Consider the following 13,224-nt stretch of genomic DNA (forward strand, 5'->3'; position numbering starts at 1 on the left):
GCCACCCGGCGGGTGGACAACAGGACCTCATGCTAGGCAGCGCGCACCCGCCGCACAAACGAAAGTTCCTAAGTTCAGAGTTGACGGATTTTCATGCCGGCGCGCCGGGATCGTTGTGATGCGCATCGACATCGTTGTGCAGTGCATCGATATCGTTGCGAAACTCATCGATCAGCCAGGCGCGGAAGGCCATCGCCTTGCTGCTGAGCGGGCGGTCATCGGGGTAGACCAGGTAGTAGGCGCCCGGCCCCTGCACCCGCAAGTCCCAGGGCGACACCAGCCGGCCGGCGGCCAGCTCCTTGGCCACCATGCGCGGATCGACCACGGCCAGCCCCAGTCCGGATTCAGCCGCCTCGATCACCAGGTTGCGGCTTTCCAGGGTCAATTGGCGTTGCGACGGATCCCGCGTGATGCCGGCCGCCGCGCACCACAGGGTCCAGTCTTCGGGCCGGGCCTTGGCGGCCAGCAGATCGTGGTGCAAGACATCGGCGTAGTGGTCCAGCGTGTGACGCGCCCGCACCGAGGGATCACAGACCAGCATCAAGTATTCGTCTTGCAGGAATTCGGCGGTCAGGCCGGGCCAGCAGCCGTCGCCATAGAACACCGCGCAGTCCACGTTGTCGTGATCGAAATTGGTATCGATGCGCGAGATGCGGATCTCGGTGTTGGCGACCTGCGCCGGAAACCGCGTGAAGCGCGGCAGCAGCCAGCGGGTCGCGAAGGTATGCAGTGCACTGACGACCAGGTCGCGTTCGGGCGCGGGCCGGGCCGCTTCCTGCAGCGCCTCGTCCAGCTCGGCCAGACAGGTCTCGACCCGCGCATGCAGGCGCCGGCCCACGTCCGTGAACGCCAGGCCGCGGCCATGGCGCAGGAACAGCTTGGCGCCCAGGCGTTCTTCCAGCGCGCTCAACTGGTGGCTGAGCGCCGACGCGGTCAGGTGCATGTCTTCGGCCGCGCGCATCAGGCTCTGGTGCCGCCCGATCACCAGGAAGCTGCGCAGATGATTGAGCGGCAGCTGGTTCAGGTTCAGCGAGTGGGACGGTGCACGCGGGGTGTGCGAGGTCATGGGTGCCTCAAAGCGGTCGGCGAAAAACCCGGCTGCCAGGGGCCGGGCCACGTTGCAGTCTAGCCCGGGGCGGCGTGGGGACCCCACCACGCCTCATCCACCTCCCCGATAGCCCATCCGTCTACATCTTTCCGGACAGGAATTGGACTAGACCATCACCGCCGTCTACGTCTCACCAAAGGCTGATGGGCGCAGGCCAAACGCCGCAGCACAATGACTTCGCGGATAGAAAAAGGCCGGGTAGCGAGCCGCGACGCGACACCGGCCATCACATAGCGCGGTCCTAGGGAATCGAGATGCCAAAAGTAAGATACGGAGACTGGAAACAACTGGTGGACAAGGATGTCATTGCGACGGTCGGTGGCGTGCGCCATGTCGGGACCGTCATTGGCGTCAACCCGTTCCGTTCGGTGGCCTGCGGCGCGCCGCCGTGGATGCTGGCAACCCCCGATGGATCCGTCTATTTCGATCCGGGTGTCGAAAGCGTCGACATCGAAGTGATCGACCTGGCGCCCAACACGACGTCGCAGAGCTATGACCGCGAAGACGTCGAACGCTGGGCCCGCGAAGCCGGCCTGCTGCGCGAAGGCATGCGCATCAACGAAGCGCACATTACCTTTGCGCTGATGGTCGCGGCGCGGTGCGCGGCAGCCGGCGATCGCTATGACAGCGGCGAAAGCAATGCCGGCGAAGACATCCGGGCGATGTTCGGGCTGAAGTAGTCCCTGGGGTGCGCCGACGCGCACCCGATTTCTGTACGCCGACTGCCCCGCTACGGATGAGCAGGACCTGACCATGAACCGCGCGGGGTCGCGCGCACGCCACACTCTGCCGCCCTGAAGGCGGCATTACTCGCAAGAGTGGGACCTTTCTGGGACGTTGCCCGACGATCATCGACGGGCACCCAGACGAGGGGCTCGCCCGTGTCCGGCAGACGCCGTCGGCAGCGGACAGAAAAGAGGAGTGTCGTGATCGTGTTCGTATGGCGTCATTGCACCGCGCGCGTCCGCGGTGTGCCGGTAATGCCCTGTTCGGAAGCGGCCCGGTGAATCGCATGGTCGGTGTGTCACCGGATTTTCGCCGCCGGTTTTTGCTTCACGTGCTGCTCCCGCTGACGGGCCTGCTGCTATCCATCACCGCTGCGCTGACCTTTGTCGTCCAGTCCACGACCGGCCATAGCGACGCCGATTCCATCAACGAAGAACGCGCCATCATCCAGGTCGCCATTGCCGGCAGCCTGCGGGATCTGGGCGCGCAGCAGCGCAGTGTCGCCCTCTGGCAGCCGCTCGCGCGTGCACTGGCATCTCCACCAGTGGATGCGGCATGGCTGAACGAGAACGTCGGCGGATGGCTGCACGACATGTTCCGCCACGATCGGGTCTTCATCGTCAATGAGTCGGGCACCGCCCTGTATGCGGCTGTCAACGGCGCTCAGGTCCCGCCTCGCCGCTATGACGACCTTCGGCCCTACCTGCGCGCGATGCTTGCCGAGGTGGCGGCGTCGGGCGAGCAATCTGTCAGCCTGCTGAAGATCGGCACCCGGCCGGCGGCGGTCGCGGTGGCCCGCATCAGCGATGCCGACCCGCCGGAACGGGAACGTTCCGCGCGGACCACGCACCTGCTGGTCAACCTGAGGATGCTCGACGACGATTACCTGGCCGACCTGGCGCGCAACAGCATGCTGAGCGATCTCAGGTTTTCAACCGGCGACACGACTAGCGCTGCCGAGCACAGCATGCCGCTGCGGCAGGCATCGGGTGGACCGGTCGGCCACCTGATCTGGCGCCCGGACCTGCCCGGCACGCGCATGCGGGCCAGCCTGCTTCCCCTGATGCTGGCCGTGCTTGCGCTCATCGTCATCGCGATAGGCATGCTTGCGCGGCGCTTGTGGAAATCGGCGGTGCGCCTGTCGCAGTCGGTGATCGAACTGCGGGCCAGCGAAGCCCAGGCGCAACACCTCGCCTTTCATGACGTGCTGACCGGCCTGCCCAATCGCGCCCTGTTCGACCAGCGGCTGGCCGAGTCGCTGGCCGCAACGCATCAGGGAGAACGGGTCGGGCTGCTGTTGCTCGACCTGGATCGTTTCAAGCAGATCAATGACACCCTGGGCCACCATGCCGGCGACGCCTACCTGAAGCAGGCGGCCGCGCGGCTCTCGGCGTTGGCGCGGCCCGGGGATACCGTGGCGCGACTGGGCGGCGACGAGTTCGTGCTGATCCGCCCCGGCTTGACGGACCGCACCGATGTGGACTCACTGGCCCGCGACATCGGCGCCGCTATCCGCAAGCCCTTCCACCTGCTGGGCAGCGAGATCTTCGGGTCGACCAGCATCGGCATCGCGGTCGCGCCCGACGATGGCCAGGATCGCGTCGACCTGATGCGCCGCGCCGACATCGCGATGTATGCCGCCAAACGCGAAGGCCGCGACCGCTACCGGTACTTTGAACCCGACATGGACGAGACGGTCAAGAAGCGGCAGGCGATCGCCGATCAGCTGCGCATCGCTTTGCTGGACGCCCACGGCCTGGACGTGCATTACCAGCCCCAGGTCGACGGGCATGGCGCCGTTGTCGGACTGGAAGCCCTGGTGCGGTGGACCCACCCGGTGCGTGGCGTGATCACGCCCGACGAGTTCATTCCGGTCGCCGAAGAAACGGGATTGATCGTACCGCTGGGCGAGTGGATCCTGCGGCAGGCGTGCCGCACCGCGCGGGAATGGCCGCGTCTGTTCATGGCCGTCAACCTGTCGCCCGTGCAGCTGCGTTCCGCGGACTTTGCGCTGCGCGCCATCGACATTGTGGAAGCCGAGCACTGCAACCCGTCGCAGATCGAACTGGAAGTCACCGAAGGCATCCTGGTGGGCGAAGACCCGGTCTCGAACCAGGCGCTGGCCCGCCTGCGCCGCGCCGGATTCAAGGTGGCGCTCGATGACTTCGGCACCGGCTATTCCAGCCTGAGCTACCTGCGCCGCTTCGAGGTCGACAAGATCAAGATCGACCGGTCGTTCACCCAGAACCTGTGTTCGGATGCGAACTCGGCCGCCATCGTGGGGTCGGTGGTTGCCTTGGGGCGCGCCATGGGCATCACCGTCACGGCCGAAGGCGTCGAGAACACGCACCAGATGACCGCGCTGGTGGACGCGGGCTGCGACGAACTGCAGGGTTTCCTGTTCTCGCGCGCCGTGCCCGCCAGCAGCCTGACGGCGCTGCTGACGGAGCAGGAGGGGGTGCTATCGGCTGCCGCGCCATGAGCCCGCGGCCGGGTTCCGGTTTCCTTTTGCGAAACAACAAGTTTGCGGCTGTGTAGTTATCAAGCTTCCTGCCGACGCCTACCATGGGCGCATGTTCAAGCAAGGAGCACGCACCATGGTCATCGAGCCGTCCGGCCGGATTCTCGGCGCCACTGTCGAAGGACTGGATCTGTCACGCGAGTTGCCGGCAGATGCCTTCGCCGGCATTCTTGCCGCACTGGGCCAGCACGGGGTGCTGCGCTTTCCCGGACAGGCCATCGATGCGGCGGCGCTCAAGGCCTTCTCGGCGCATTTTGGCGGGCTGCAGACCACGCTGTCGCCCGTCAATGAACCCGGCTTTCCGGAAGTCAGCATCCTGTCCAACATCGTCGAAAACGGCAAGCCGATCGGGCTGTCAGACGCGGGGCAGGACTGGCATACCGACATGTCCTACAACGCGACGGTCGGCTTCGTGAACGTGCTCTACGCCATCAAGGTGCCGCGCCGCGATGGCAAGGCGCTGGGTTCCACCAGCTTTGCCAACATGCATGCGGCGTATGACGACCTGCCCGCCGATGTGCGCGAACGGCTGCGCGACGCCACGGTGCTGCACGACTTCAACAAGTTCTGGGAAAACATGCGATCGCGGCCAGGCAGCGAACGCCCGCCGCTGACGCCCGAGCAGCGCGCCAAACGCCCGCCGTCGGTTCATCCGCTGTTCCTGACGCATCCGATCACCGGACGCAAGGTGCTGTACTGCAATCCGGGCTATGCCATCCGGATCAATGAACTGCCGGAGGCCGAGAGCGACGCGATGCTTGCCATGCTGACCGCGCATCAGTTGCAGGAAAAGTACCAGTACACGCATCAGTGGACGGAAGGCGATGTGTTGATGTGGGATCACCTGGGCACCCTGCACACCGCATGGCCGGACTACCTGCCGCACGAACACCGCCTGATCAAGCGATGCCAGGTCATGGCGGACCGCATCTTTGACCCGGACTTCTTGCCGCCATCGGTGCGGGCGCTGGCCGGTGCACGGGGTGAGTCGCATGCTGGCACGCGGGCCTGAGCCCCGCCATGTTCCCCTCCATCGACACGCGGCTGGCCCGCGCCAGTTCCATCGACGACCTGCGGCAGATGGCCCGGCGCCGGCTGCCCCGACTGGTATTCGACTTCTTTGACGGCGGCGCCGAAAGCGAATCGACGCTGGACGACAACCGCCTTGCGTTCGAACGCGTGCGGTTGCGCCCCAAGGTATTGGTTGACGTCAGCAACATCTCGACCGCCTGCGACATACTGGGCGCGCCAGCGGGCTTCCCGATGGCCATCGCGCCCACTGGCGGCGTCGGCTATGGCCGCCTGGGCGGCGACGTCGCCATCGCCAAAGCGGCCGCGCGCATCGGCATTCCCTACACCTTGTCGACCAGCGCCACGGCGTCCATCGAACGCATTGCGCGCGAAGCACCCGGCCGCCTGTGGTTCCAGGCCTACGTGCTCAAGAACCGCGAGTTCCTGCTCAAGCTGATCGAGCGCGCGCGGGTGGCCGATTACGAAGCGCTGGTGATCACGGTCGACCTGGCTGTTGGCGGCAATCGCGAGCGCGATCTGCGCAACGGTTTTCGTACGCCATTCCGTCTTGGCCCGAAAAGCATCGGCGACGTGGCGCGGCATCCTGGCTGGGCGCTGGCGGTGTTGCGGCATGGCTTTCCGGTCAATGAAAACCTGATCGGCCTGCAGCGCGACGTGTCCAGCGTGGCGGGTGTGGCGGCAGCGGTCGGCCGCAACTACGACCCGTCTTTCGACTGGGACCGGCTGGCAGAGATCCGCGCCCTGTGGCCGCGCAAGCTGATCGTGAAAGGCGTGCTGCGGGGCGACGACGCCGATCGGCTGGTTCGTTTGGGATGCGACGCCATCATCGTGTCCAACCATGGCGGCCGGCAACTGGATGGAGCCAGCGCCACGCTCGACGCCTTGCCCGAAGTGGCCGCCGCCGTGGCCGGACGCGTGCCCGTGCTGATCGACGGTGGCGTGCGGCGCGGCGTGGATATCGTCAAGGCGCGCGCGCTGGGCGCGCAGGCCGTACTGGTGGGACGCGCGACCTTGTGGGGCGCCGTGGCCGCTGGCGACGCGGGCGCCGAACGCGCGTTGCAGATCCTGACCAGCGAACTGGTGCGCGCCATGAAACTGTGCGGCACGCCGCGCATCGACGCCATCGGTCCCGACCTGCTCGCGCCGCCCGCCGGCGCGGCATCCCGATTCATGACAAGGAGCAGCGCATGCGCTGGATGAGATACCGCACGGACGGCACTGGCAACCCCGCGCACTACGGCATCGTCGACGGCGACCGTGTGCAACGCGTGTCGGGCGATCCCTTCACGGGCTACACGATGCAGGATACGTGGCACGCGATCGCCGACGTCACGATCGACGTCCCGGTCATCCCGCGCACCTTCTATTGCGCCGGCCTGAACTACGCTGCGCACGCAGTGGAAGCCGCCCGCAAACGCGGCGTCGAACCCAATCTGCCGAAGCAGGCCGACATCGGCTATCGCGCCAACAACGCCCTGATCGCGCATGGCGAGGACGTGGTGATCCCGCCCGACGCGCAAAAGATGCAGTACGAAGGCGAGCTGGTCGTGGTCATCGGCAAGCAGGCGAAGCACCTGACGCCTGACACGGCGCTCGACTGCGTGTTGGGCTACACCATCGGCAACGACGTCAGCGAACGGGTGTGGCAGCGGTCCGACCGCACGCTCTGGCGGGCAAAAAACACGGACACCTTCAAACCGATGGGGCCGTGGATCGACACCGATTTCGACCCGACGCACGCGACCACCACGGTCAGCGTGAACGGCCAGGTCAGCACGACTTTTGCGACCAACGACATGCTGTTCGGCGTGACGACCTTTCTATGTGCGATGAGCCAGTACCTGACGCTGTGGCCCGGCGACGTGATCTGGATGGGCACGGATGGATCGTCGCCCGACCTGCAAGCCGGCGACGTGGTGGACGTGACGATCAGCGGATTGGGCACCTTGACCAATCGATTCGTACAAGGGGAGTAAGGCATGGACACGACCGATACGTTCGCTGAACTGCAGGCCGTGATTGGCTGCCAGCAGGCCATCCACCGGTTCTATGCCGCGCTGGATGCGTCGGACATGGACACCGTCAGCGCGGCCATGGCCGACGATGGCGTGTGGGTGCGCCAGGGCGAAGCGCTGCGCGGCCCGGCTGCGGTGCGCGCCGCACTGGCACGGCGCCCCGCCGGCCGTCGCACCGCGCACCTGGTCCAGAATCTGGTGGTCGATGTCATCGATCCGGGCCGGGCGCAGGCGCAGTTCATGACGCTGGTGTATCGCCATGATGCGGACGCGCCCTTGACTGGCGCCGCGCCCCTGGGGGCCCCGCTGTCGATTTCGTTTCATCGCGAACGCCTGGTGCGCGGCGACAGCGGCGTGTGGCAATTCGTTGAAAAAGAATCGGAGCGCCGCTTCGCTGCGTGACGCGGCTTCCTTGTCCGATACCGGGGCAGCGCGGCATTGTCCGCCTTCGCGGCCGCAACGGGCATCGACATCGTGCACGTGCCCTGCAAAGGCGCGGGTACCGCCATCCAGGACCTGATCGCCGGGCGGGTCGACATGATGGTCACTGGCCTGCTCGGCCTTAAGGACCACATCGCGGCTAAGCGTATGATCCTGTTGGCGACCACCGGCCAGTCGCGCACGCCCGCCACGCCCGATGTGCCGTCCGTGTCGGAAGCCGCCGGCATTCCCGATTACGCGGTCGATTCCTGGCAAGCGATCTTTGCCCCCGCAGGCCTTGCAGGAATTCATCGTCAAGGACCGGCGCCAGCTGGCCGGCATTGTCGACCGCATCAAGAAATGACGTCCAACCCTTTTGCCGAATAGCGAACCGCCCATGAATTCCGTCCCGCAGACCACGTTGACCCAGATGCTTGCCGCCCGCTACGGTGCGGCGGCGGCGGGGGCCGATGATCTCAATGACACCCTGGCCACCCTGCTGGGGCATCGTTCCGTGCGCACCTACACCGATGCGCCGGTGCCCGATGGCACGCTGGAGTTGCTGGTGGCGGCCGCGCAATCGGCGTCATCGTCCTCGAACCTGCAAGCCTGGAGCGTGGTCGCCGTGACCGACCCGGCGCGCAAGCTGCGCCTGGCCCACCTGGTCGGCGACCAGAAACATGTCGAAGACTGTCCGCTGTTCCTGGTCTGGATCGCCGACCTGGCCCGGCTGCGCAGCCTGGGCTTGCGGCGTGGCATGCCGCATGCCAGCCTGGATCACCTTGAGATGTTCCTGGTGGCCACCATCGACGCCGCGCTGGCCGCGCAGAACGCCGCCGTCGCCGCCGAATCGCTGGACCTGGGCGTGGTCTACATCGGCGGCATTCGCGACCGGCCGGAAGAAGTTGCCGCCGAACTGAACCTGCCGCCCAACACCTTCGGTGTGTTCGGCATGTGCATCGGCTACCCCGACGCCTTGCGCCCCGCCTCGGTCAAACCGCGCCTGCCGCAGGCCGCGGTGCTGTTTCGTGAACAGTACGACGCCACGACCCTGGAAACGGCCACCGACAGCTATAACGCCGTGATGGCGCAGTTCTACCAGACCCAGGGCATGAAGCCCAAGGGCGAGTGGGACCAGCATTCGCTGCAACGCGTGCGCGGTCCGGAAGCCATGAAGGGCCGCGACCGATTGGTTGAGGTCCTCAACCGGATGGGGTTCGCGCTGAAGTGATGACGCGATGGAACGAAAAACGGGCGCCTGTCGGGCGCCCGTTTTTTTGCCTCGTGCAGGCCGTTTACTGCAGCGTCGTCTTGGTGTGCTTGAGCAGCACCTGATATTCGCCCGAGTCCTTTTTCAGCATGTCGCGCAGCGCATCGGGGGACGAGGTGCGAACCTCCATGCCTTGCGCGGCCAGCGTCTCCACAATGCGCGGCGACTTCGCCGCCTTGGCGATCGCGGCATTCAACCGTTCCACCACCGGGGCAGGCGTACCGGCAGGCGCGAGCACGGCTTGCCACGTGCCGGCTTCGTATCCTGGCAGTCCGCTCTCGGCCACCGTCGGCACATTGGGGGTCGCCGGATTGCGCTTGGCGCCCGTCGTGGCCACCAGGTTCAGACGGCCTTCGTTCACGTGCTCCGTATTGCCGACCAGCGAACTGAACATGACGTCGACGCGCCCCGCCAGCAGGTCGGTCATGGCGGGGCCGGTACCTTTGTACGGCACATGCACCATCTCGATCTTCGCCGCGGTCCGGAAAGCTTCACCCGCCAGATGCTGCGCCGACCCGTTGCCCGACGACGCAAAGTTGACCTTGCCCGGGTTGGCCTTGGCGTAGGCAATCAGGTCCTGCACGGTGCGCAGATTGAGCTTGGGCGTGACCAGAATGCCCAGCGACTGCACTGTGGTCAGCGACACCGGCTGGAAATCCTTGACCGGATCGTAGGTGGGCTTGTCATGCAACAGCGGGGTGATCACGAAGGCGTTGGTGCCGAACAGCAGTGTGTAGCCATCGGCAGGCGAGCGGCGCACCGAGTCGGTACCCACCAGCGTGCCGCCCCCCGCGCGGTTTTCCAGCACCACGGTCTGGCCCAGGTCGGCCGACATTTCCTGCGCCAGCATGCGGCCCACGATATCGGTAGCGCCGCCCGGCGCATACGCGACGACCATCCGGATCGGATGCGACGGAAACGCCTGAGCCTGAACCTGCTGCGAGAACACGGCCGCGCCCGCCAGCACAACGACAGCGCCAGCAATCTTGAGCATGTTCAAGGATGACGCACCACAACGAACGCGTGAGCGGAAAGGGACCATGGGTGTCTCCAGAGGTCGAAACGCCGGCTTGAAAGCCTGGCTGTTATAAGGACGGCTCGCGGACGGAATGCACCCTTCGCCGAAACAATGCCGAGCGGCCATTATTCGGCGTGGGGCCTGACCCATCAAGACGGCAGTGCTAAATTGATAATTTCCAGATAAGAAACCGATACGGTTCAACAAGGAGACACTGTGGACGAATTGAGCTGCCTGCGCATGTTCCTGGAAGTGGCGCGACGCAACAGCTTTTCGGGCGCCGCGCAGCACTTTGGCGTGTCGCGGGCGACCAGTACCAAGCAGGTCGCCTGGCTTGAAAAATCCTTCGGCGCCAAACTGCTGAACCGCACCACCAAACAATTGGGCCTGACCCGCGCCGGCCTGGAAGTCGTGGAAAACGGCAGCGCCCTGCTCCAGCAATATGACGAACTGCGCGAATCCGTCAACAATCTGTCGGGCGACGTGTCCGGCATCGTGCGCGTGGGCGTGCCGCCGTCTTTCGGCACACGGCGGCTGCTGCCGGTGATCCGCGACTTCTACGCCCGCTACCCCGACATCCAGATTGCCTTGAGCCTGCTGACGGTGCGCAAGCAGGAAACCTTTGTCGAACAGGGACTCGATGTCGGCATCATCATCGTGCCGGTGCTCAAAGACGCCAGCTATGTGGCGATCCCGCTGGCCGGCGCGCCACAGGCGCTGGTGGCATCCCCCGCCTACCTGAAACGCCATGGCCGCATCCGCACGCCGCAAGACCTGATCGATCACAACTGCCTGGTGAACTGGAACAAGTCGCCAACCGGCATCTGGAACTTCACGGGTCCTGACGGCCCGGTATCGGTGCGCGCCCACGGATCACTGCGTTCCGACTTTGGCGATGCGTTGAAAGAAGCGGCGCTGGCTGGCCTGGGGGTGTCCATGCACCCTTACTACATGATCGCGGAAGAGATCGAACAAGGCCTGCTCAAGGTGGTGCTGCCCGGCTACGAGCCTTCGGCCCTGGACGTGTATGCGATCCACTCGTCACGCAAGAACATGCCGATGCGGGTGCAGCTGTTTGTCGAATTCCTGAAGGAATGGGCCAAGACGCCAAAGGCGTGGAGCAAGCCGGGCTAGGCCCCGCCTTACGTGCGACGCAGCTTGCGCCAGAGCGTCGTGCGGCTGATGCCCAGGCGCCTGGCCGCTTCGTCATGATTGCCCGCGCAGGCCCGCAACATCGCCTGCGCCATCTCGGTATCGAGCTTCCGGCGGGCGCCCGGCAGGGTCTGCCCTGGCGGCGAACCGGCACCCGCCATCTGCCCCATGCCGATCAGCATGGCCTTGATCTCGCCGCGTGTCGGCGCGCGGTCCCCTGACAGGCAGGCCATGGCCAGGCGCTCGGCCACGTTCTCCAGCTCGCGCACATTGCCGGGCCACGGGTAGTTCTTCATGGCCGGCAAGGCCAGCCGCAGCACGTCCTGGGTCAGGTCCGAACGATCGGCGCGGCCCAGTGCGTTGGCGATCAGCCGGGTGCCCAGCGTGTGGATGTCGGCCGGACGTTCGCGCAGCGGGGGCACCGGCACGTGCAGGATGTTGAGCCGGTAGAACAGGTCTTCCCGAAAGCTTTCGTTGGCCACCATCGTGATCAGGTCCCGGTGCGTCGCGGCAACGATACGGACATCCACCGCGACCGCATCCACGCCCCCGACCCGCGTGATTTCCTTTTCCTGCAGTGCGCGCAGCAGGCGCGTCTGCAGCGCCAGCGGCATCTCACCGATCTCATCGAGAAACAGGGTGCCCTGGTTGGCGGCTTCGAACAGCCCGATCTTGCCGTGACGGCTCGCGCCCGTGAACGCGCCTTCTTCGTAGCCGAACAGTTCGCTTTCCAGCAGGCTTTCGGAAAACGCGCCGCAGTTCATGGCAATGAAGGGATGGCTGCGGCGCCGGCTGGCGTTGTGAATGCCCTGCGCCAGCAACTCTTTGCCGGTGCCGCTTTCGCCGCTGATCAACACCGCCGCGTCGCTGTGCGCGGCAAAGACCGCGCATTGCTTGACGACGTCGTGCATGGCGGGCGACTCGGCCACGACGTCATCCAGCCGGTAGCGTGCGGCGCGTGACTTGCGATGGCTGTGCGCGCGCAGCTTGCTAGCGGCGCGTTCCAGCGTGCTCGATCCGTGCAGGGTAAAGATCGCGCCGGTCTGCACGCCTTCGTCGAACAGCGGCACCCGGTCCACGACCAGCGACCGTCCGGCCATGTCTTCGACCGAGCCGATCTCGCTGGTGCCACGCGTCAGCACCTGGCCCAGCTTCAGTTCCGGCAACACGGTGTGCACGGCCTGTCCTTGCGTGCCCGAGACCCGCGCACCCGTCAGTTTTTCGACCGCAGGATTCACGGTCAGGATGCGGCCCGACATATCGACGGCAACCACGCCGTCGTTCAGATGCTGCAGCACCGAATCGAGCCGCGCCCGCCGCGAACGTTCGGCCACCCTGGCGCTGGCCAGTGCAATGGCGTCGTCGAACGCGGCGCGGACCGAGTCCGGCGAATACACCAGCACCCCTTCCAGCCCGGCGGCGTAGGCCAGGTTGACGATCAGCCCCGGGCCTACCACCGCCTTGATGCCCAGACGGGTCAGCTCGGCCAGGCACAGCCGCGCGTCGTCGGCGGTCTCGTACGACCGCAGCACCAGGGGCAGATCGAACAGGCCGGCAAAACGTGTCAGCTCAGCCGAGATGCGCAGGTGCATGACCACCGCAATACGATCGGAGATCGATCGCGCCTTGCTCAAGGCCGCCATCAGGTCGAAGCCGCCCACCTTGACCAGCGCCACCGGCTGGGCCAGGTGCCGGCGCAGATACGCGCCATGCGCACCCGCCGCGACGACGACATCGCAGGGCCCGTGCGCGGTGCCGCGAGCAATCGCCGACACCGCGTCGTCATACCCCTTGTCCACGACGTCGATGCGCGCGCGGTCCGCGAATTCCGATGACACCGTGTGGAAGATATCGGTCAGCCGGTGCGCGCTGGCCGCCATGATGACCGGGCGCTGCGCGTCGGAAAAGGGCTGGGCCATGTCGGTTCCTGATGTTTCATGTACGTTCCAATATTGAAACACA

12 protein-coding genes are annotated in these 13,224 nt (G+C 65.9%); 9 read left to right on the top strand and 3 right to left on the bottom strand.

Going from position 1 to position 13,224, the window contains the following annotated elements; genetic code table 11:
- Nucleotides 1-91: 91 nt before the first annotated feature.
- Nucleotides 92-1,066, bottom strand: coding sequence for a LysR substrate-binding domain-containing protein (locus HD883_RS16195; protein ID WP_257022238.1), 975 nt, complete (start codon nucleotides 1,064-1,066; stop codon nucleotides 92-94).
- Between the two features lie 296 nt (nucleotides 1,067-1,362).
- Between HD883_RS16195 and HD883_RS16200 the strand changes: the two genes are divergently transcribed.
- The 8 genes from HD883_RS16200 (at nucleotide 1,363) to HD883_RS16235 (ending at nucleotide 9,053) form a co-directional block, all read left to right on the top strand.
- The gene (locus HD883_RS16200; protein WP_179583631.1) at nucleotides 1,363-1,788 is read left to right on the top strand and encodes a hypothetical protein; all 426 of its coding nucleotides are present in this window, start codon (nucleotides 1,363-1,365) and stop codon (nucleotides 1,786-1,788) included.
- Nucleotides 1,789-2,120: 332 nt separating this feature from the next.
- Entirely contained in the window at nucleotides 2,121-4,316 is a 2,196-nt protein-coding gene (locus tag HD883_RS16205; RefSeq protein WP_179583629.1) for a putative bifunctional diguanylate cyclase/phosphodiesterase, read from the top strand.
- Nucleotides 4,317-4,431: 115 nt separating this feature from the next.
- Nucleotides 4,432-5,367 carry a TauD/TfdA dioxygenase family protein gene (locus HD883_RS16210; RefSeq protein ID WP_179583627.1) on the top strand — a complete coding sequence of 312 codons (936 nt, stop codon included), beginning with the start codon at nucleotides 4,432-4,434 and terminating at the stop codon, nucleotides 5,365-5,367.
- A gap of 8 nt (nucleotides 5,368-5,375) precedes the next feature.
- Nucleotides 5,376-6,587 carry an alpha-hydroxy acid oxidase gene (locus tag HD883_RS16215; protein ID WP_179583625.1) on the top strand — a complete coding sequence of 404 codons (1,212 nt, stop codon included), beginning with the start codon at nucleotides 5,376-5,378 and terminating at the stop codon, nucleotides 6,585-6,587.
- On the top strand, nucleotides 6,575-7,363 hold the full coding sequence (locus HD883_RS16220) for a fumarylacetoacetate hydrolase family protein (protein ID WP_179583623.1): 789 nt from the start codon (nucleotides 6,575-6,577) through the stop codon (nucleotides 7,361-7,363). The genes HD883_RS16215 and HD883_RS16220 overlap by 13 nt, the downstream gene beginning before the upstream one ends.
- Nucleotides 7,364-7,366: 3 nt before the next feature.
- Nucleotides 7,367-7,804: a nuclear transport factor 2 family protein gene (locus tag HD883_RS16225; RefSeq protein ID WP_179583621.1), complete on the top strand. Its 438-nt coding sequence runs from the start codon at nucleotides 7,367-7,369 to the stop codon at nucleotides 7,802-7,804.
- Nucleotides 7,805-7,840: 36 nt separating this feature from the next.
- Nucleotides 7,841-8,209, top strand: coding sequence for a Bug family tripartite tricarboxylate transporter substrate binding protein (locus HD883_RS16230; RefSeq protein ID WP_179583619.1), 369 nt, complete (start codon nucleotides 7,841-7,843; stop codon nucleotides 8,207-8,209).
- Nucleotides 8,210-8,219: 10 nt separating this feature from the next.
- Entirely contained in the window at nucleotides 8,220-9,053 is an 834-nt protein-coding gene (locus HD883_RS16235) for an NADPH-dependent oxidoreductase (protein WP_218863120.1), read from the top strand.
- Nucleotides 9,054-9,117: 64 nt separating this feature from the next.
- Here HD883_RS16235 and HD883_RS16240 read toward each other — a convergent pair whose 3' ends face one another.
- On the bottom strand, nucleotides 9,118-10,134 hold the full coding sequence (locus HD883_RS16240; RefSeq protein WP_179583617.1) for a Bug family tripartite tricarboxylate transporter substrate binding protein: 1,017 nt from the start codon (nucleotides 10,132-10,134) through the stop codon (nucleotides 9,118-9,120).
- 192 nt (nucleotides 10,135-10,326) lie between these two features.
- Here HD883_RS16240 and HD883_RS16245 point away from each other — a divergent pair, with 192 nt between their 5' ends.
- Complete coding sequence (locus HD883_RS16245; protein ID WP_179583615.1) at nucleotides 10,327-11,244, top strand: LysR family transcriptional regulator; 918 nt, start codon at nucleotides 10,327-10,329, stop codon at nucleotides 11,242-11,244.
- 8 nt (nucleotides 11,245-11,252) lie between these two features.
- Here HD883_RS16245 and prpR read toward each other — a convergent pair whose 3' ends face one another.
- A complete protein-coding gene (gene prpR / locus HD883_RS16250) occupies nucleotides 11,253-13,181 on the bottom strand; it encodes a propionate catabolism operon regulatory protein PrpR (RefSeq protein ID WP_179583613.1) in 1,929 nt (642 codons plus the stop codon).
- Nucleotides 13,182-13,224 lie beyond the last annotated feature (43 nt).

The organism is Pigmentiphaga litoralis (assembly GCF_013408655.1).
GTDB lineage: Bacteria > Pseudomonadota > Gammaproteobacteria > Burkholderiales > Burkholderiaceae_B > Pigmentiphaga > Pigmentiphaga litoralis_A.

Excerpts from the sequence above, each read along its gene's own strand:
- HD883_RS16195 (WP_257022238.1), bottom strand. The coding sequence starts at position 1,066 with ATGACCTCGCACACCCCGCGTGCACCGTCCCACTCGCTGAACCTGAAC.
- HD883_RS16200 (WP_179583631.1), top strand. The coding sequence starts at position 1,363 with ATGCCAAAAGTAAGATACGGAGACTGGAAACAACTGGTGGACAAGGAT.
- HD883_RS16205 (WP_179583629.1), top strand. The coding sequence starts at position 2,121 with ATGGTCGGTGTGTCACCGGATTTTCGCCGCCGGTTTTTGCTTCACGTG.
- HD883_RS16210 (WP_179583627.1), top strand. The coding sequence starts at position 4,432 with ATGGTCATCGAGCCGTCCGGCCGGATTCTCGGCGCCACTGTCGAAGGA.
- HD883_RS16215 (WP_179583625.1), top strand. The coding sequence starts at position 5,376 with ATGTTCCCCTCCATCGACACGCGGCTGGCCCGCGCCAGTTCCATCGAC.
- HD883_RS16220 (WP_179583623.1), top strand. The coding sequence starts at position 6,575 with ATGCGCTGGATGAGATACCGCACGGACGGCACTGGCAACCCCGCGCAC.
- HD883_RS16225 (WP_179583621.1), top strand. The coding sequence starts at position 7,367 with ATGGACACGACCGATACGTTCGCTGAACTGCAGGCCGTGATTGGCTGC.
- HD883_RS16235 (WP_218863120.1), top strand. The coding sequence starts at position 8,220 with ATGAATTCCGTCCCGCAGACCACGTTGACCCAGATGCTTGCCGCCCGC.
- HD883_RS16240 (WP_179583617.1), bottom strand. The coding sequence starts at position 10,134 with ATGGTCCCTTTCCGCTCACGCGTTCGTTGTGGTGCGTCATCCTTGAAC.
- prpR (WP_179583613.1), bottom strand. The coding sequence starts at position 13,181 with ATGGCCCAGCCCTTTTCCGACGCGCAGCGCCCGGTCATCATGGCGGCC.